The organism is Candidatus Tisiphia endosymbiont of Mystacides longicornis (assembly GCF_964031095.1).
Taxonomy (GTDB): Bacteria; Pseudomonadota; Alphaproteobacteria; order Rickettsiales; family Rickettsiaceae; genus Tisiphia.
In genome coordinates, this window is sequence record NZ_OZ035004.1 from 520,832 (window position 1) to 541,423 (window position 20,592).

Sequence of the window (20,592 nt, forward strand, 5' to 3'; positions counted from 1 at the left end):
ACGAAAGTTAAAGAGTTAATGAATAAGTATTCTGAATAAAATCCGTAATTATGTCGAGGCTCTAGAAGCCGTGGGAATGAGAGGTCACTCAAGGATATTTATAAGAATGCAGAAACCATTATGGCACTTGATGCCGAATATATGACCGCTTCCTTTGTGGCTCTATTTTTTTATTTTCTTTCTTGACAAATTCACTCGTCCATATATGACAAATTTTGCGTTTAAAGATAGATGTCGTGACTCGGATATATTCAATTTTCCCTCAAACAACCTACTATTTATAAGCTCTGCAAAAAACTTGATTATCGAGTAATAGATAAATTCTGTTGCATCAATCATTCAAGTAAATTAAACTAGTAAAAGTGATTGGTTCGCTAAAAGAGAGTTAATGAGAACGATGGATGCGTTTAAAGAAAAACTCATTTATCTGAGCTAACTAAAAAATAGTATCATTTTATAATTGTGACGCAATATGTTTAAAAATTTATTACAACTTTACAGCATGGTAATTTGTCTTTTTGCTAGCCTGACTCTTATGTTCACATTGGTGCAAGTTATGCAAAATATTGCAAGTCTAGTATTACCAGAATATAAGTATAATCATGGTATAGCTAAATTTAACTCTGTCGAAAACTTTATTAATTCGAAGAATCCACAGGAAGCGGAAAAGATTAGATTATTAAGTAAAATAGAAATAGACAAAAAGATAAATCTTGAAAAAACAAATTATATGCAAGAAGTAGAAAAAGATACAATATTTAATCTAATTAGTAATACTACTTGGGTAATTACTAGTTTAATATTTTTTATTATCCATTGGTTGCTGTATAAAAAATCATCCAAGCATCATTGCGAGGAGATACTTTAGTAGCGTGAAGCAATCTATTTTTAATCACTTTTATGGATTGCTTCTTCGGCTCACGCTTCATCGCAATGATGCGTGAACGCTCATTCATATACTATCACCTAATTCAATTGCTTTACTAATATCTGATTATTTTATTCTATTAACTGAGGCAGGTGAGAAGAAATCGCCTTGCATCGCATCTATTTTTAGATTGATTAAAAATTTGGCAATCTTACCATTCTCAACAAATTCTGCTACAGTTTGAATACCCAAATCCTCAGAGATGTTAATTAATCTTTTAATGAAGTCTTGACTTTGCAGATCGCTAGTGATGTTACGTACGTAACTACCATCAATTTTAATAATATCTATTGGCAAATTTTGTAATTGCTTAAATGAAGTAAACCCAGAGCCAAAATCATCTAAAGCAAATTTACAACCGTATTTTCTTAATCTATGCATGAAGTACGTTATTTGTTGATAATGCTGATTAAGGCTAGTCTCAGTAATTTCGATAATTAATCTTCCTGAAACATCATATGTTTGTAATAATTTTTCTGCTATTACTAGCAAAGGAGAATCTAATGTGCCAATATTTGAAATATTAACTGATAGCATCAAGTCTGGGTTAGCATCTAATTCTTTGATTGCCATTTCTAGCACTACTTGATCTACTATAAAAATTAAACCTTTCTTTTCAGCCTCTGGGATTATTGCTCCTACAGAACATAGATAGTTATTTGTATCAGGAATCCTTAATAAACATTCATAGTAATGAGCTTTCATTGTTTTACGGTCAATAACTGGCTGATAAGCAAAAACCATTGTTTTGTTTAATAGGGATTTTCTTAAGAGATTAAGCTGTTTATTGGACTCTTTAATGTATTCTATATTATAATATTTAGAGTCATACTCACGATAATAATTTTGGTCACCTGGATAAGAAATTAGCCAGTTCAATAAATTATAAATTTCTTCAGCTTTATTGCTAAATTTGGGAAATTCTATGCTAGCAATACTACAATTCATATAAACTGTAGGTAATAGATCATCAACATAAAGCTGGGATAATAAATGTGCTTTTAGGGCAATTTCTTTAACTAGATTTGGGTCTAATATCGGTAGAACTAATAATATTCGATCATGTTCAATGTGTTTATAAATTGATGTGACAGAATTGCTAATTAATTCATTGCAAATTTCAGAAATAATTTTATTAAGTTTGTCAATTATGTGAATGTCTTTTGCCATCATAGCATTTAATTCGTTATAATTTAATAGCTTAAAAGAGATGCAATATCCACGCTCTACTTTATCAAGCTCAAATTGTAAATTTCTAATTTTCGTATCTAATTTCACCATAACTCAAATAATATAAATTTACTAAATACTAAAATCCTAGTAGAATGATACAAGTAAAAATTTTATATTATAAAATTATGAGCAAAATAAATAGAATAAAAAGCAAATTAGATGTGTTAAAACCACATTATTGTGAAATAGTTGATGAAAGTTCCAAACATGCCAGCCATACTGGTGGAACTACTGAGAGCCATTTTAGGGTTAAAATTTTTTCAGCAGCTTTTATAGGAAAAAGCTTGCTAGAACAACATAAAATGATTAACAATCTTTTAGCAGATGAGCTAACTAGTGGATTACACGCCTTATCAATTGATACGAAAAAACCTAACTTGCCTCATAGGAACGATGGAAAAACGCCCATATGTATGACGAGTGAAGACGTTACCAACTCATCAATTGATTATAGACGTTTGTGAATTGGAAATTTAGCTATAGAATCAGTCTTTAATTTTATTTAGAGTGTGATATATATGATACATAACGAAAAAGAATCTACGTCGTTTGAGAATCTTAAAGATTCAGAAACAAATAGTGCTACAATTGACGAATCTACTATTGATACTCCTAGCGTTAAAGAGAAGCCGAATGAATTAAAACTATCTCCTCTAGATGAAACTCTAAGTAATTCGGTAGATAATCAAATAATTCAACCAAAAGAAAGAAAAGCAAGAATTATCAAAAGCCTTGACGATATGGAGCTTGGACGTATCAATAAGTTAAAAACTACTTCTGCTGCAAAATCGGTAAGAAGTAAGGATGATTTGTCGATAATTGAGCAAGAACAAAGTGAGAAATTAAAGTCGATTAAAACAAATGAGATTAGAATTTCAAATGAATTTCTAAAATCTTTAGAACAAAAAAATAAAGAAATAAAGACAGAATCAAAAATAAAAAGAGCTATCTCTTACATAATTTCTGCTTGGGAGTGGACAAAGAAGACCAAGGCTTTCAAGGCTATAGATTGGTTGTTAAATACAAAATTAGCCAAAATTGCACTCGGTAGTGCTGTAAGCCGGACTATTACGGCAACGCTTGCAATAGTAGCATTAACTGGGATATCCCCCCCTGCAGCCTTAGCCATGGCAGCAATAACATTAGCTGGGGTAGCTGGAGGTATGGTAGCTGATGCTATTAAAACAAGAAAGATTCGTAAACTTGCCCAAGAAAATGATCTATTAATGCAAAATCGAGGAGATATAAGTAAACAACAATATTTATTAGAACTGGATCCCAATCTAGCCCAGCTATTGGGTAATAAATTACACGTCCCAACATCTGCTCCAGAAGAAAATAAACATTATCACTACATATCTTCCAAAGCAGAACTGGCATTTAATACAAGTAAGTTTTTTATGGAGAATATTCAGGACGCAGCTACTTTAGCATCCAATATAATTGCAGCTAGCACTGGTAATCCTGCTAAGATTGCTGCAGCGATTAAATCTGGTACAGCTTCAGCGATTACTTTGATTACCTCAGGTTTAACTGAAAAACAATCAGCTGATCTTGTTACAGCATTTAAAATTAATATTAATAACGAACTACATAAGAGTGATGTTGCAGATTATCATAATTTACAAGAGTTGCGTAAGATTGTACAAAAACAACATATTCAAACTACTGCTCTGACTGAGTTGATGCGAGATAAAGATTATTTCAAGTTAACTGATGAGCAAAAACAAAATAAATTTGATGTGTATCAAGAAGCTTTAACTGAAATAAGGCTCGACAAAAATTATAGAAAATTAACCGATGAGCAAAAACGAGATATGCTTCATGCAACAGTAAATAAGCTTGAAGAAAAATCTAATGAACAAGAAACTGAAACTAAAGAAAAGAAAAAAAGTAGTAATAGACTGATATCAGCGGCAAAAGGCACGCTAAGCTTTTTAAGAGATTTAGGTAGGGCAAATGATCCTTTTTATGAACAACCTGAAGTTAAAGGTGACAATTCATTAACCAAATCTATGAATGCTGCCAAGAAATCTGCTGAAGAAATAGTAACTCCTGCAGTTATAGAACAATTACGAAAAAGTAAATCTACGTCAGATTTATTGCAAAAAGAGAATAATGTTCATCAGAAAAATTTGCAAAGAAGCCATTCTTCAGATCGGCATCTTGAACGATAAATTAAATTCTCAGCTTACGCATGGCATTTAAAAGTCATATAGAAAATAGCTTGGCGTCATTGCGAGAAGCTACTTTAGTAGCGACGAAGCAATCTATATGTGGATTGCCACGCTCACATACGTTCGCTCGCAATGACGTTTTGTACTTTTCCGAAATTTTTAAATTGTCATGTGGTTTATGCGTAAGGTAATGGTATGGATCTACCCTATATACAGAATGAATATTAATGGTTATTCTTCTAGATTTAATATATTAAAACAACAATAGGGAGACCCAAAATGGAATATAACACAATAGGAATAGATTTAGCAAAAAATATAGAGAAATGATAATATTGATGGTAAATAAGACAAAGTAAGTTAGCGAATTCCATCAGGGCTGAAGCACTTTGTTGTGCTTCAAGTCGAATACATGACTGCATTTGCTTTTTTTCTGTCAAGTATTATTTTTTTTCTTGCATTATTGGGTAGAGTCATACATGAGATTTTTAATCTTTCATTAATCTACCTAATTTTTATTTTGAATAAATGCAACTTATGTTTTATAATGATATCATCCTAAAAACTCTCATATAGCTTTAATTTTATGCAAAATGTAGAAATTATTGAGACTATCTCTACATCAATATCATGTTCTGGCAGAGAGTCGCCTTATGATCATCCAAGAATTTATTTGGAAATTGATTCAACCAAAGGTTCTATTATGTGTCCTTATTGTAGTAAAAAATTTGTGTTAATTAAGTAATGAAGATAAAACTCCTATCAGATAGCACTATAAATCGTATCGCTGCTGGAGAGGTAATTGAACGACCAGCTTCGGTGGTAAAAGAACTAGTTGAGAATGCTATTGATGCAGCTAGCACTAAGATAGATATAATGCTTGAGCAAGCAGGCAAAAATCTTATTGTTATTTCTGATAATGGAATAGGTATGTCTGAGGATGACCTAAATATTGCCATAGAGCGTCATACTACTTCTAAACTTGATGAGCTAGATTTATTAAATATTCACACTTTTGGCTTTCGCGGAGAGGCATTACCTTCTATAGGATCTGTAAGTAAGATGCTGATTACTTCAAAGGCACGTGGAGCTGATAGAGCATATCAGATGCAAATTAGTGGTGGGAGTAATAAAGGAAGTAAGCCTACCATTCACAACGAAGGTACTAAGATTGAAATACGAGATTTATTCTTTGCTACTCCTGCAAGATTAAAGTTCTTAAGATCTGATAAAACCGAATTTGCAGCTTCATTAGATGTAATAAAGAAAATTGCATTAGCTCATCCTAAAATCAGTATTAATTTATCTCATGATGGTAAAAATATTCTAAAAGTAAAAGGACAAGATGGTAATTTTGACGAAATTCTAAAGCAAAGAATAATTGATATAGTAGGTTCTGATTTTATTGAAAATTCGGTTCATATTAATCTACAAAGACCAGAAATTTCAGTATATGGCTTTACTAGTATTCCTACCTTTAATAGAGCTTCTGCTGAGGATCAGTTTTTATTTGTTAATAATAGACCGGTTAAGGATAAATTACTACAAATCGCTTTAAGAGTAGCATATCAGGATTACTTAGCTCGGGATAGACACCCAGTTTCAGTTTTGTTTCTACAAATAGATCCCCAAATGGTTGACGTTAATGTTCACCCTGCCAAAACAGAAGTAAGGTTTCACGATCCAAATACCATACGGGGATTACTGGTAAGCTCTATCAAGGATGCCCTTGCCACGAAAAGTCATATGGTTTCAACGAATATTGCCACAACTGCCTTAGGTCTTTTTCGAAATACAGCAACTACTAATAATGCTATTAAAACAAATATACCATTACAAAAAAGTCCTAGCTCTTCAAAAAAAATATACCCGGATAATTTAACTCCACATAATTTGAGCGTATCTGATAATAGCAGTACTTATCGAACCCAAAATTTAACTCTCCCTAAATCCAACCAAAATAGTTTTAATATTCAACAGCCATTAATAAAGACTGAACCTCATGCTAAAGTAGAGGTAGTAGAGGACTCTATAGTCAATTCAGGAGAAGTTGATGCTAGGAGCGATGGAGCGACGCCTATAAGTAATAGGCGAGCATTGAGCGACGACGTCACCAACTTCTCATCAATTGACTATACCCATAGCGATTGTAACAATGGGTTACTCGGAGCGGCAAGAGCACAATTGCACGGTACTTATATAATATCACAAACAGCAGATAGTATTGTTATCGTAGATCAACATGCAGCCCATGAACGTTTGGGATATGAAAAAATTAAACAGACGATAAGTAATAATGGGCTAATTAAGCAGAGATTACTGATACCTGAGATAATAGAATTACCAGATGTCAAAAGAGCCGATTTATTATATAATAAGAAGGCAGACCTTTCTAAATTAGGTTTAAGCATAGAAAAATTTGGCGAGCGATCCATCATTGTATCAGAGGCTCCAAGCCTATTAGGAGATATCAATATAAGCCAACTTATTCAAGACTTAGCAGATAATTTATCTGATCTTGGCGAAAATATTTCCTTGATTCAATTGATTGAACATGTTACAGAAACATATGCATGTCATTATTCTATCAGAGCAGGTCGTAAATTATCTTCTGAAGAAATGAATGAATTGTTAAGGCAAATGGAGAAAACCCCTTTTTCAGGTCAATGTAATCATGGTAGACCAACTTACATTGAACTCAAACTCAAAGATATTGAGCGATTATTTGGACGTACATAATTAGACCTCCTGCAAAACTCTACTTTTGCTGGTAATTTGGACAATGATGCGGTACTCGAATCCTCACGTACGCTAGAGTACGCTGCGGTTCTGCGTTCCGCGTCTCCTTCAAATTCCTCAGCATAAGCGAGTTTTGCAAGAGGTCTATTGATAGCTTAATATAATCCATTAATTTGGGATAAGAATAAGCCCTTTAAAGAATGGGTAATAGTAGTTACTGAGTTAGGGAATGAAAAAAATAAGTAATACCGCAAAAATAATAAAAACAACTATTAGTGCAGCAAAAAAATCTGTTATATTTATAGATATAGTGAATTAACTGGAATTAGTGCCGAATAAGCACCCCATGCTGTCATTGTGAGGAGCCGCTTTGCGGCGACGCGGCAATCCAAAAAATGCTCAGGAATGGATTGCTTCGTCGGCTACGCCTCTTGGCAATGACGTTTTGTACTTTAACTCTTTTTCCGTGAATGCTCACTAATATTGGAAAAATTGTTTTCATATTTTTGATGAAAATAGTAAATTTCTATAATTTTTTGTTTGTCTAGGAGACGGTCTCCTAGCAACTGGCAATTGAGGTTAATATAATGTTTAACTATAATAATATATTTGATAATCACATAACTAGAATTAAACAAGAAGGCAGATACCGTGAATTTGTTCCTGTTCAAAGGCAGGCAGATAATTTCCCGTCCGCTTGGTATGTTGATAAAGAAATTGTCATGTGGTGTATTAATGATTATCTTGGAATGAGTAAGCACCCAGATGTTACCAAAGCTGCTCTAGAGGCTATAGCCAAATATGGCATTGGCTCTGGTGGCACAAGAAATATAGGCGGCAATAATAGCTGTATAATAGAATTAGAACAAGAACTAGCAACCTTACATAATAAAGAATCAGCTTTAGTCTTTACTTCCGGTTATGTTGCCAATGATACCACCCTTGCAACACTAGCAAAAATAATGCCTAATATAGTTTTTTTCTCAGATGAGTTAAATCACGCTTCTATTATTTCTGGTATATGTAACTCAAAAGCTGAAAAACATATTTATCGACATATTGATGTTCAACATCTTGAAGAACTACTTAAAAAGGTAGATATTAATAGACCAAAGATTATTGTTTTTGAATCCGCTTATTCTATGGACGGATTATTTTCTCCAATAGAAAAAATAGTGAATTTAGCTAAAAAATATAATGCTTTAACTTTTATTGACGAAGTACATACAGTGGGTCTATATGGCAAGCATGGTGCTGGTATTGCCGATCTTCAAGGTTGTGCTGATAAAATTAATATTATCCAGGGAACCCTTGGCAAGGCTTACGGCGTTATTGGCGGCTATATTGCAGCTGATAGTCAGATTATCGATTCTATAAGACTTACGGCTCCAGGTTTTATATTCACCACCTCTTTACCGCCAATTATCGCTTCGGCAGCAACTGCAAGTATTCGTCATTTAAAAAATTCTAATATAGAAAGGGAAACTTATCAAAAGGTAATAGCCAAGGTAAAAAAATCTTTTGATCAAGCTAAAGTGAATTATTTTAAGAATGATAGCCATATTATACCAATAATTATTGGCGACCCAATTAAAGCCAAACAAGCCTCTAATATGTTGTTGAATGACTATAATATTTATGTTCAGCATATCAACTTTCCAACAGTACCACGTGGTACAGAACGCTTAAGAATCATTCCAACACCCAACCATACCGATAAAATGATTCAGGATCTTACCAAAGCTCTTGTTGAAATTCTTAGTGTACTGGATATATCACCATCCATCAATTCCCATTCTATAATAAAATTACCTCTATACCCCGCAGCATAGGTACTATCATAGAATAGTCAATTGATGAGAAGTTTGTGACGTCGTTGCTCAATCTCGCCTATTACTTATAGGCGTCGCTCCATCGCTCCTGCTACCCAATTCCCCTGAATTGACTATAGGAGGCAATCCATAATTCGTTCCTTTGTCATTCCCGCGTAGGCGGGAATCTATATCCCTGTTTATGCAGGGATGACAGAAAAATGGATATCATACTTTTAACTTATAATGGTTTCGTCGCTACTAAAGCAGTTCCTCGCAATAACGTCTTGTACTTTCCCGGAATCTTTAAATTGTCATGGGTGTTATGCGTAAGTGAGTAATTCAATAAAAAAGTTCTATTTTATACTCCATGACGTTGTATTATTTGGCTTTTTATCTCTGCAATAGCTTTAGCTGGATTTAAACCTTTTGGACAAGTTTTGGTACAGTTCATAATTGTATGACAACGATATAGCTTAAACGGATCTTCTAAAGCATCTAAACGCTCTCCAGTATACTCATCCCTAGAATCAGCAATCCACCGATAAGCTTGTAGTAAAATCGCAGGACCTAAATATTTATCACCATTCCACCAATAGCTTGGGCAGGAGGTGGAACAACATGCACATAATATACATTCATATAGCCCATCTAATTTTTCTCTATCCTTAAGCGACTGTAATCTTTCACTATTGGAAGGAGGAAGAGTATCAGTTTTTAGCCAAGGTTCTATCGATTCATATTGAGCATAGAAATGTGACATATCTGGTACTAAATCTTTTACTACCTTCATATGTGGTAGGGGGTATATCTTGATATCACCACAAATTTCTTCAATAGGCTTAATGCAGGCAAGTGTATTAGTTCCATCTATATTCATTGCACAACTACCACAAATCCCTTCACGACAAGAGCGTCTGAAAGTCAAAGTAGAATCTATTTCATTTTTTATTTTAATTAAGGCATCTAGAACCATTGGACCTGTTTTGTCTAGATCTAACTCGTAAATATCAATTCTCGGGTTTTCCTCAGAATCTGGATCATACCTATAAATCCTAACATTACGTAACTTAACCGCTTTCCCAGAATATTTATGTACTATACCTTTACCGACTTTAGAATTAGGTGGTAATCTAAGTTCTGCCATATCTATTCCCCACTCTACAAGTCTTTTTTCCGACTTGGTTTTTTAATTTTTATAGTACCATTATCATCATTGCTCATTGGAAATAAATTTGCCTCTTCTGAATTCATAGCTCTACCACTAAGCAAGTTTTTAATCTGTTGCCCTGACAATGTTTCATGCTCAATTAATATTTTGGCTAATAGATGGAGTTCACTAATATGCTCAGTTAGTATATTTTTTGCTAAATCGTAACCTTTTTCAACAAAATTTTTCACTTCCCTATCAATTAATTCTGCGGTATGTACAGAAGTATGACCTTCCCCCCTACCACTAGCATACATATCTTCATTGCTTGAGCCATGATATACAGGCCCTATTGCATCACTTAGCCCCCAATCAGTTACCATAGCTCTAGCCATTCTGGTTGCCATTTTAATATCAGAAGAAGCACCAGAAGTAACTTTGTCTTTACCAAAAATAAGTTCTTCAGCTACTCTGCCTGCCATTGCTACCGCTATGTCAGCTTCCATTTTATCACGCTGTATAGAAAACCGATCATTTTCAGGTAATCTCATTACCATACCAAGCGCTTTACCTCTTGGAATAATAGTTGCTTTATGAATTGGATCAGAAGCTGGGCAGTAAAGCCCAACTAATGCATGCCCACCTTCATGATAGGCAGTTAGTTTTTTCTGCTCATCTGACATAATCATAGAACGTCTTTCCACGCCCATTAACACCTTATCTTTTGCTTCCTCTAATTCCAGCATATCAACTTCTTTTTTGCCTTTACGAGCAGCAATTAATGCCGATTCGTTAACAAGATTAGCAAGCTCTGCCCCTGAGAATCCAGGAGTTCCTCTAGCTATGGTTCTAGGTATTATATTCTTAGCACATTTTATCTTCTTCAAATGTACTTGTAAAATTTGTTCTCTACCATCAATATCTGGATTAGGTACAGTAATTTGACGATCAAACCTTCCGGGTCTTAGTAAGGCAGTGTCAAGTACATCAGGTCTGTTAGTTGCCGCAATAATCACTACTCCTTCATTATCTTCAAACCCATCCATTTCAACTAACATCTGATTCAATGTTTGTTCACGTTCATCGTTACCACCGCCCATGCCAATACCTCTGTGACGACCTACAGCATCTATTTCGTCAATAAAGATTATGCAAGGGGCATTACGCTTCCCTTGTTCGAACATATCACGTACACGGCTTGCACCCACACCAACAAACATTTCAACAAAATCAGAACCAGAAATACTAAAGAACGGAACATTTGCCTCACCTGCTATAGCTCTTGCTAACAGAGTTTTACCTGTTCCAGGCGATCCTATTAATAAACAGCCTTTGGGGATTTTACCACCAAGTTTCTGGAATTTGCTTGGATCTCTAAGAAAATCAACAATTTCAGTTAATTCTTCTTTAGCTTCATCAATACCAGCAACATCTTTAAAAGTAACTTTTGGTCCCTTATCTGAAACTAGCTTGGCTTTAGATTTGCCAAAACCCATAGCTTTCCCACCGCCTTGCATTTGACGCATGAAAAATATCCAGCCACCTATCAACAAAATCATTGGGAACCACGAAATGAATATGCTAAACAATAGGTTCATTTTGGTATCAGGAGGTATTACTTCAATATATACACCGTTACTACTTAGACGGTTTATTAAATCTGGATAGTCAGGAGCATAAGTTGAAAAAGCTGTTCCATCACTTAGATTTCCATCGATTATTCTACCCTGAATTTTAACAGAACTAACTGCTTTTTCATCAATTTTGGTTAAAAAATCTGAGAAAGAAATATTACTCTTTCCTCCAATAAAACCATCATTTTGAAATGCATGAAAAACAAGCACCATTAAAACAAAAATCGATACCCAAATTAGAACATTCTTACCTTGATTATTCATCTACAACTCACCTAACAGAAATGCGTAAAACGCGATACAAAATTTGGAGAAAAAGCAACATCAAGCCCCTTACTCAACCCCTCATCATTATAGTAGGATATATGGGGTATGGCTATAACTTTTTCAAGTATCTTGACTACTGGTAGAGTGAATAAAATAGCAACATGGTTATTGAAACTTGTCTCTTTTAGTATTGTTAAATCTAAATCTTTTCTTATTTTACTATAATCCTTGATCGTTAAATTACTTACTAAGTAGCCTGAATTATTTGCAAAGCTTCCTGTAAAACGGAATCTACCATCCCAAATATCTATATTGTTAAGTTTAATGTCCATCGGCAAACTTCTGCCAAATTCCCGGCAAATTATTAAATTATTATTAATTTTTTTTATCACACAACCATGTAATGTTTTAGTAAAATTCATTTGTTGTTGTAATAATATCACTATTATCCTTATTGGCTCTGATCTACTACTACGATTTTTACCGCTAATAATGATAAGGACAAAACTAATTAACTGTAGTATTATTTCGCTAGAAAATCTTGTAATCTGTAATAAATTTATAGTAGCAAAACCGAATTGATAAATTTTTACTGATTCGGCAATGCAAGCGATTAATTCAGGTTGCAATTTTTCTTCTACTAATTGGTTAATTGTAGATTGCTCAGAAATTATTTGATTTTTTACATATTCTCCTTGTTGAGATAATTTTTTTCTAATAATATTTCGTTGGTATTTGTCGGATTTATTCGATTCATCTTCAAACCATTTTATATTATTGGCAATTAAATACGTTACTAACCGTTGTTTTGGTATGTTAAACAATGGTCTCACTATTTTAACATTATTATACCAATTAATAGGGCTACCACTAAGTCCAAATATGCTACTTTTTTTTTCTAATCTCAGACAATAATTTTCTATATAATCATCCAAATGATGGGCTGTCAAAATTGTCAATATATCTAATTTTTTACATAAATCGGTCATTAATTGATAACGTCCTTCTCTTGCCCTTGCTTGTAAATTAGAAAAATTATTTTGGTGATCGAAGTGAAGTAGATGGTAGTCATACCCCAATTTACGGCTTAAATCCCGAACATACTCATGCTCTAGCTTAGATTGTTCCCGTAAATGATGGTCAACTAACATCACAACCATACTAATATTTTCATTAATACTATTAGTGCTGACCCATTTATGTGTTAACATTAAAAGGGCTATGGAATCAGACCCCCCAGAAACAGCTAAGGCAACAGACCTCGGAGGTCTATTGCCAATTAGCTGCTCAATATTTTGCTGAAATTGTTGATAAAGCATTATTTTTTTTCAGTAGAGCTAGGATTTTCTTGATCTTTTTTCAAATCTGAAATTCTTTTTTTATATTCTCGTTCTTTAGCAAGATATTTTTGAGCTTCTTGTGAGATTTTTTTATATAATTCGCGTTTATGAGCGTTAATTTTAGCAACTTCTATTCGATATTGTTTTATTTCTTCCCTCAGTTCTGCTGAAATTCCTGCAGCATAAGAACCGAACTCATCAATAATTTTTTGTAATTCATTATCGTTATTAACAGTAGTACTATTAATATTAGTTTGTTTGGCATTTGACATTGTGGGTGACGTAGTATTTGCTATACTATATGAGCTTAGTAATAGCACTCCTACAATAGTAATTGCCTTATACAGAAAGTCTAATCTATTTTTTTTTATCATTTATACACTCCATAAAAATACTTTTATATAATTTTTAAAATTTAATTGCTAAATATGAAAACTAGCAAAATAAATATACATTATTATCTTTCTTAACACTAATCATAAATTGTATGATATACGAAAAGAATTAATCATTTTATTTGACTTTTTGTACATAAATCTATATAAGTGTACTGATTATATAATGAATAAAACAGTATGGATAAGGTGAAAGATAATAGTTATTTCTCAGAATTAAGAAGAGTGGTTTGGCCAATTGAAGGGCATGAAAATAAGAAGTTTCTGCCTATGGCAGCTATGATGTTTTGCATTTTGCTCAACTATTCCACCCTTAGGTCGATAAAAGATGGATTTGTCGTAACAGCTATTGGTCCTGAATCAATAAGCTTTGTAAAAACCTATGTTGTTTTACCAATGGCAATACTATTTATGGTTGCTTATGTAAAACTCTGTGACTTTTTAAAACAAGAAAATGTTTTTTACGCTGTGACCAGTTTTTTTCTAGCATATTTTGTATTATTTACTTTCGTATTATACCCATATCCAGAGTTGGTGCATCCTAATCCTGAAACAATTGAGACATTAAGTAATGCGTATCCCAATTTTAAGTGGTTTATTAGGGTAGTTGGTAAGTGGAGTTTTGCAGTCTTCTATGCTATATCAGAACTTTGGGGAAGTATGATGCTTAGCTTATTATTTTGGCAATTTGCTAACCAAATTACTAAGACTGAAGAGGCAAAACGCTTTTATTCTATGTTTGGTATGTTAGCAAATTTATCTTTACCAGTTACTGCCATAATACTTTGCTATTTTTTAAGCACAGAAACTCAAATAGTTGCAGAACATCTGAAATATACTCCACTATTTGTTATTATGATGGGTAGTGCTGTAATTATCATGTTATTGTATAGATGGATGAATCAGCATGTTTTAACCGATCCTACTTTATATGACGCAACGAGTAAAGTAAGCAAGAAAGGTAAGGTTAAGCTATCTCTTATAGAAAGCTTTAGAATGATTTTTAGTTCAAAATATTTAGGGCTTATTGCCTTACTCATTATATCTTATAGTGTGTCAGTAAATCTTGTAGAAGGTGTATGGAAGTCAAAGATTCAGCAACTATATCCAAGCAAAGAAGACTATACCATGTATATGGGGCAATTTCAGGCTTGGCAAGGTGTGACAGCTATATTATTCATGGTTGTTGGCTCTAATATCTTAAGAAGGGTTTCTTGGTTCACTGCCGCGATGATTACTCCTATGATGATGTTAATTACTGGGGTTGCTTTTTTTGCCTTCATTTTCTTTGATAGCACTATTGCGATGTATGTTACTGGTCTATTCGCTTCTGGACCTTTGGCAGTAGCAGTGATGATTGGAATGATTCAAAATATTTTAAGCAAGGCAACAAAATATTCACTATTTGATGCTACCAAGAATATGGCATATATCCCTATTGATAAGGATCTTAGAACAAAAGGACAAGCGGCAGTAGAAGTGATAGGTGGTAGGTTCGGTAAATCTGGTGGTGGTATTATCCAGTCAACATTCTTTATCTTGCTTCCTACTTTTACCTTCGTTGAAGCTACCCCTTATTTCGCTGCTATATTTTTTGTTATCGTAATATTATGGATATACGCGATTAAAGCACTTAATAAGGAATATCAAGTTCAGATTAATAGCAAATCTGGAAGTTAGTTGTAACAAGGCTAGGAGGCTGCCTACGATAACTAATTAATTATATTTTGAGCTATTTTTCGGCGAGAATAGATATGACTTTTGTAGGAATAGTCATCTATTTCAAGAAAATCATGTTTATTCGCAACCAAAAAGAGCCAAATATAGAATTACTTTAATTGTTGCAGGCAGTCTCCTAGCATCGTCCATTGTCACTATCAAATTAGGATGCTACCTTAATCCATATATCCATCAACTGCTACTTTGTTTGGCGGCATATGACCTATCCTTCTGTCTAACAGACTAGAAAAACCACCTTATTCATATCTCACTTTCTTTCGTCTAAAGAAGCTAGGAGTCTGCCTACAATAACTAAGTAATTCTATATTTGGCTCTTTTGGGCTGCATATAAACATGATTTTCTTGAAATAGGTACATTATTTCTGCATAAATCATATTTATTCTCACCAAAAAATAGCTCAAAATATAATTAATTAGTTATTGCAGGCAGTCTCCTATTCCTCGTTGCGTCGTTCCGATCTCTTCCGGTCGTTAGGATTCAACATTGCCTTACGGAGTCTAATTGATTTAGGAGTAACTTCTACCCTTTCATCATTTTCGATATAGCTGATAGCTTGCTCTAATGTCATAAGGAGTGGTGGAATGAGCCGCATAGCTTCATCCTTACCCGAAGCCCTAACATTTGACAATTGCTTGGCTTTTAGAGGGTTGACCTCTAGATCATTATCCCGATTATGTTCTCCTATAATCATTCCCTGATATACTAGTTCATTAGGGTTTATAAACATTTTTCCACGATCTTCAAGATTCCATAGAGCATAGGCAACAGCTTCACCATCTCCATTGGAAATTAACACTCCATTACGCCTTCCTTCAATAGCTCCTTTATAGGGAGCGTAGCTATGGAAAACACGGTTCATAACACCGGTACCCCGAGTTTCAGTTAAGAATTGACCGTGATAGCCAATAAGACCACGTGATGGTCCTAAAAATGTTACTCTAGTTTTACCGCCGCCGGATGGACGCATATCAGTCATTTCTGCTTTACGTATGGCAAGTGACTTAACCACAACCCCAACAAAATCATCATCAACATCAACTTGGATTTCTTCAATTGGTTCTAATCTCTTCCCCTGTTCGTCCTCTTTGAATAATACGCGTGGTCTGCTGATTGATAGCTCAAAACCTTCACGTCTCATAGTCTCGATCAATATTCCTAATTGTAGCTCACCACGACCTGCAACTTGAAAAGCATCTTTTTCTTCAGTTTGGCTGACCTGTATTGCTACGTTACTTTCGATCTCTCGCATCAATCTATCGCCTAAAACTCTAGCAGTAAGTTTTGAACCTTCTCGTCCAGCAAGAGGAGAGTCATTTACTCCAAAGGTCATAGATAATGTTGGTGGATCTATAGGTAAGGATGGCAGTGCTACCATTATCTCAGGAGTACATATCGTATCGGCTACAGTAGCGTTTTGAATTCCAGCAATAGCAATAATATCCCCAGCATATGCCACATCGATAGCTACCCGTTCCAATCCTCGGAATGAGAGTATTTTGCTTATTCGGGCATTTTCAGTTGTCATATTATCACGATTTAGGGCTTTAACATTTTGGTTGGTCTTAATTGTCCCACTATGGATACGACCAGTAAGTACACGACCAAAATATGGGTTATATTCTCTAGTGGTAACAAGCATAGAAAAAGGAGCTTCGCTATCAGCGATAGGAGTAGGCACATGAGATACTATCAAATCAAAAAGCGGAGCAAGGTCTTTTTGCTCATCGTCTAAGTGACGCGATGCCCAACCGCTACGCCCTGAAGCATAGATAATAGGAAAATCTAATTGTTCATTATTTGCTTCTAATGCCAGAAATAATTCAAATACTTCATCGACTACTTCACTTACCCTTCTATCGGGGCGGTCAATTTTATTGATAACAACAATTGGTTTTAAACCAAGTTTTAGAGCTTTTGACAACACAAATTTTGTCTGAGGCATTGTGCCTTCAGAAGAATCAACTAGTAATATGACCCCATCTACCATAGTAAGAATGCGTTCTACCTCGCCACCAAAATCAGCGTGACCAGGAGTATCAACTATATTGATACGGATATCTTTCCACATCAGGGAGGTGCATTTAGCTAAAATGGTTATACCACGTTCACGTTCCAGGTCATTTGAATCCATAGCACGCTCTGCTACTTCCTGGTTTGCTCGGAAAGTTCCACTTTGCTTAAGCATATTATCAACTAGAGTGGTTTTACCATGATCAACGTGGGCGATAATAGCAATATTGCGAATAGCAGACATCAAAAACCTTTAATATATTTTTTTAATTGGTGATTATATAGTATAATGGATCAAAATGGAATAGAGTTCTTATAGTGTTTATATAGTAATTTTATTATATATAGTCAATTCCGGAGAATTTGGGGCTAGGAGGCTGTCGGAAACAACTATAACACTTCATTTAAGTAATAATTTGTACTTGTAGAATTTGGAATTTTAGTTTATTAGATTATGAGTTTTTAGGTTTCCCGATAAGCTACCTATTGCAAAAATAATAAACTAAACATAAGAGAACAGATGTCAAAAAGATTATCATTATTATCAAAATCCCTCCATTTTAATTTTAGTAAACTAGGTTCTGTTGACAAAATTTTATGTTAAGTTATCAGAGTAGAATAAAGAAGTTGCAATAGTAAGAAGAAATGGTAGTTTCTAGTTATCGAAACCAAGAAACTACCGATATGAAGTATTACATAGAAGACCAAGCATGGGAAGCAATTTTATCATTTTTTAAGAAAAAAAAAGCTATACACAACAAGAATGAGGAAAAAATAAGACAGTTTATTGAAGCAATATGGTTTATTGCTAGAACAGGTTGTCAATGGCGTCTTCTGCCTGATTATTATGGTTGTTGGTACAGTGTTTATCGCAGATTTAAGAGATGGGTTGACAAAGGTATATGGGAAGCTTTAATGGATCATGTTAAAGTAGATGTAGATATGGAATCAATGATGATTGATGCAACTATTGTAAGAGCACATGCTTGCTCATCTGGATATATTAAAGGTAATCAAGAGGAAGCAGCTTTAGGTAGAAGCAAAGGTGGTTTTAGTACTAAAATTCATGCCCTCGTTGATGCATTGGGTAACCCACTGAAGTTTATACTAACTGCTGGGCAAAGAAATGATATCACTCAGGCTGAAAATCTTACTAAAGATGTTCAGAATACGACGGTGATAGGTGATAAAGGATATGATAGTAGTGCGTTTGTAGAAAGCTTAGAAAATAAGGGGTGCGAGGTTGTTATCCCACCAAAATCTAATCGTAAAGTACAACGTGAATATGATAAACATATTTATAAAGAACGCCATTTAATTGAATGTTTCTTTGGTAAAATCAAACATTTTAGGCGTATATTTTCTAGGTTTGATAAAGCCCCAGCCACCTTTTTAGCCTTTCTAAATTTTGTTGGAGCTTTAATATGGTTACGTTAAAAATTTTGTCAACAGAACCTAGAAGTTAAAAAAGAAGATGAGCCTTTGAAAAAAAAACTTAAACTAGAGCCGAAAATTAAATCTGGTAATACATTACTCTGTTTTGATTTTGATGGAACAATGGTAAAACACTCTCTAGAGCAGTGTCTTATTGATGCCTTTGTACCTAGTGCGAATTATTTAGAGAAGTTTCTAGCAGATAAAACAGAAAATGAACAAAACAAAGAACTATTAAGAAAAACATCAGATTTTATACCTCATGTAGATCGATTCCTAGAAGATGAAACAAAAGGTTGGAAAAACGAGGAGCTATTAGTAAAACTATTAAAAGCAGGCTGTCATATAGCCATTGTATCTTTTTGCTCATATCCTGATGCCATCAAATATGCTCTTAAGCAGCTCTTAGGAAAAGAGGCAAGTGAAAAAATTCTGGTAGTGTCGTATCCCATTGGAAAGGATATGTCCAATATGGGTAAACAGAAACATATAGAAGAAGCTAAGGACTATTTTGGTATTGATGATAATCAAAATGTTGTTTTAATAGACGATAATCCCAATAATGGATATATAGCATCTAACAATGGAATACATGCAATACATGTTGGCAAAGATGATACCGAGTATTTAGATCAAGCTTTTAAAATAGTTGACAAGTGTACAGTTAGTCAAGATAGTTTAGATCAATCAACAGATAGTGCATTAGAACTGTCTGGGGATTTAACCTCTGATTCTGACATTTTATAGCTCTATCTACTGTATGAAGATGAAAAATATTTTTTGCTAAATCTATACCTATTGTGTTATATTCCATTTTGAAACAAATACTATCGTCAATTGATGAGAAGTTAGTGACGTCGTCCCTCGTTACTCCTGCTACCCAATTTTCTTGAATTGACTATAGGTTAAAATGGGAATTAGTATAAATCTCTAAAAAGGTCATATCGACAGTGGATACAAAGGATAATTCAGTTAAGTTTGATAATGATGTGTTGAGAACAAGTCGTTTGCGTATAGCCAAATCAATTAATTCTACTTCTATTACTAAAGAAAAAATTGCTTGTATGTTAAAAGATAAATTGGGGCTATCAAACCTTATATGCGAAGAAATAGTCAAACAAATATTTAGCAATATCCAGCAAATGGCAAGCAAGCAAAGATTGACGTTAGTAGGTTTTGGCAGCTTTTGTACTAGCATAAAAAAACCTAGACCTGGTATAAATTTTCATACAAAAGAGGCGGTGATAATTCCAGAAAAACAAGTAATACGTTTTATACCTGCTAAAAAATTAAAATTATTAATTAATAAAAATGCAGGATAAAAAATATTACTCCATTAGCGAAGTAACAAAACTTCTAAATATTCACTCTCACCAGCTAAGATATCTAGAGCGTATGTTGCCAAACCTAGCTATACATAAGATACGTAATAGACGATATTATACAAGCCAGGATATTGAATATTTGAAGACCCATATGGCAAACAAGATTGTACCTCTAGAATTAGAGCAGCCTGCTGACCTATTAGATAATCAAATAAATAAGATTGATTATCTAATCAAAAATTTTTATGACTTATCATTAACTATCCAACAAATCCTCTCTAAAGTTGGGAATAACTCACCTTACGCATAAACCACATGACAATTTAAAAATTCCGGAAAAGTGCAAGATGTCATTGCAAGACCACTACGTGGTCGAAGCAATCCACATTCATTAGATTGCTTCGTCGC

16 protein-coding genes and 2 pseudogenes are annotated in these 20,592 nt (G+C 33.9%); 12 read left to right on the plus strand and 6 right to left on the minus strand.

Going from position 1 to position 20,592, the window contains the following annotated elements:
* Positions 1–556: 556 nt before the first annotated feature.
* Positions 557–868 carry a hypothetical protein gene (locus ACQH6S_RS02795; RefSeq protein WP_133062969.1) on the plus strand — a complete coding sequence of 104 codons (312 nt, stop codon included), beginning with the start codon at positions 557–559 and terminating at the stop codon, positions 866–868.
* 126 nt (positions 869–994) lie between these two features.
* Here ACQH6S_RS02795 and ACQH6S_RS02800 read toward each other — a convergent pair whose 3' ends face one another.
* A complete protein-coding gene (locus tag ACQH6S_RS02800) occupies positions 995–2,209 on the minus strand; it encodes an EAL domain-containing protein (protein ID WP_425360037.1) in 1,215 nt (404 codons plus the stop codon).
* Between the two features lie 77 nt (positions 2,210–2,286).
* Here ACQH6S_RS02800 and ACQH6S_RS02805 point away from each other — a divergent pair.
* The 5 genes and pseudogenes from ACQH6S_RS02805 to hemA all read left to right on the plus strand — a co-directional run.
* Positions 2,287–2,523: pseudogene (locus tag ACQH6S_RS02805) on the plus strand (BolA family protein); the annotation flags it as partial.
* A 156-nt stretch (positions 2,524–2,679) separates the two neighbouring features.
* Positions 2,680–4,338 (plus strand): hypothetical protein, encoded by a 1,659-nt coding sequence (locus tag ACQH6S_RS02810; protein ID WP_425360038.1) that lies wholly within the window; start codon positions 2,680–2,682, stop codon positions 4,336–4,338.
* Positions 4,339–4,924: 586 nt separating this feature from the next.
* Positions 4,925–5,083: a zinc-finger domain-containing protein gene (locus ACQH6S_RS02815; RefSeq protein ID WP_094649254.1), complete on the plus strand. Its 159-nt coding sequence runs from the start codon at positions 4,925–4,927 to the stop codon at positions 5,081–5,083.
* A complete protein-coding gene (mutL, locus tag ACQH6S_RS02820; RefSeq protein ID WP_425360039.1) occupies positions 5,083–7,077 on the plus strand; it encodes a DNA mismatch repair endonuclease MutL in 1,995 nt (664 codons plus the stop codon). The genes ACQH6S_RS02815 and mutL overlap by 1 nt, the downstream gene beginning before the upstream one ends.
* A gap of 587 nt (positions 7,078–7,664) precedes the next feature.
* Entirely contained in the window at positions 7,665–8,909 is a 1,245-nt protein-coding gene (hemA, locus tag ACQH6S_RS02825; RefSeq protein ID WP_094649256.1) for a 5-aminolevulinate synthase, read from the plus strand.
* A gap of 340 nt (positions 8,910–9,249) precedes the next feature.
* Here hemA and ACQH6S_RS02830 read toward each other — a convergent pair whose 3' ends face one another.
* From ACQH6S_RS02830 to ACQH6S_RS02845, 4 genes are read right to left on the minus strand one after another with little or no spacing between them, the layout of a single operon-like run.
* On the minus strand, positions 9,250–10,035 hold the full coding sequence (locus ACQH6S_RS02830; protein WP_425360040.1) for a succinate dehydrogenase iron-sulfur subunit: 786 nt from the start codon (positions 10,033–10,035) through the stop codon (positions 9,250–9,252).
* 14 nt (positions 10,036–10,049) lie between these two features.
* Positions 10,050–11,936, minus strand: coding sequence for an ATP-dependent zinc metalloprotease FtsH (gene ftsH / locus ACQH6S_RS02835; protein WP_425360041.1), 1,887 nt, complete (start codon positions 11,934–11,936; stop codon positions 10,050–10,052).
* 11 nt (positions 11,937–11,947) lie between these two features.
* Positions 11,948–13,258 carry a tRNA lysidine(34) synthetase TilS gene (tilS, locus tag ACQH6S_RS02840; protein ID WP_425360042.1) on the minus strand — a complete coding sequence of 437 codons (1,311 nt, stop codon included), beginning with the start codon at positions 13,256–13,258 and terminating at the stop codon, positions 11,948–11,950.
* Positions 13,258–13,653, minus strand: coding sequence for a hypothetical protein (locus ACQH6S_RS02845; RefSeq protein ID WP_094649260.1), 396 nt, complete (start codon positions 13,651–13,653; stop codon positions 13,258–13,260). Before ACQH6S_RS02845 ends, tilS begins: the two co-directional genes overlap by 1 nt.
* 201 nt (positions 13,654–13,854) lie before the next feature.
* Here ACQH6S_RS02845 and ACQH6S_RS02850 point away from each other — a divergent pair, with 201 nt between their 5' ends.
* A complete protein-coding gene (locus tag ACQH6S_RS02850) occupies positions 13,855–15,354 on the plus strand; it encodes an Npt1/Npt2 family nucleotide transporter (protein ID WP_425360043.1) in 1,500 nt (499 codons plus the stop codon).
* 494 nt (positions 15,355–15,848) lie between these two features.
* Here ACQH6S_RS02850 and typA read toward each other — a convergent pair whose 3' ends face one another.
* Positions 15,849–17,669 (minus strand): translational GTPase TypA, encoded by a 1,821-nt coding sequence (gene typA / locus ACQH6S_RS02855; protein WP_425364669.1) that lies wholly within the window; start codon positions 17,667–17,669, stop codon positions 15,849–15,851.
* 440 nt (positions 17,670–18,109) lie between these two features.
* Here typA and ACQH6S_RS02860 point away from each other — a divergent pair, with 440 nt between their 5' ends.
* The 5 genes and pseudogenes from ACQH6S_RS02860 to ACQH6S_RS02880 all read left to right on the plus strand — a co-directional run bounded on the left by ACQH6S_RS02860 (position 18,110) and on the right by ACQH6S_RS02880 (position 20,494).
* Complete coding sequence (locus tag ACQH6S_RS02860) at positions 18,110–18,862, plus strand: IS5 family transposase (protein ID WP_425360879.1); 753 nt, start codon at positions 18,110–18,112, stop codon at positions 18,860–18,862.
* A gap of 45 nt (positions 18,863–18,907) precedes the next feature.
* Complete coding sequence (locus ACQH6S_RS02865; protein ID WP_425360045.1) at positions 18,908–19,606, plus strand: hypothetical protein; 699 nt, start codon at positions 18,908–18,910, stop codon at positions 19,604–19,606.
* 317 nt (positions 19,607–19,923) lie between these two features.
* Entirely contained in the window at positions 19,924–20,181 is a 258-nt protein-coding gene (locus tag ACQH6S_RS02870) for an HU family DNA-binding protein (protein ID WP_425360882.1), read from the plus strand.
* Positions 20,171–20,272, plus strand: a pseudogene (locus ACQH6S_RS02875) (MerR family transcriptional regulator); the annotation flags it as partial. The gene ACQH6S_RS02870 and the pseudogene ACQH6S_RS02875, both read left to right, overlap by 11 nt.
* 63 nt (positions 20,273–20,335) lie before the next feature.
* A complete protein-coding gene (locus ACQH6S_RS02880) occupies positions 20,336–20,494 on the plus strand; it encodes a hypothetical protein (RefSeq protein WP_425364730.1) in 159 nt (52 codons plus the stop codon).
* Positions 20,495–20,592: the final 98 nt, after the last annotated feature.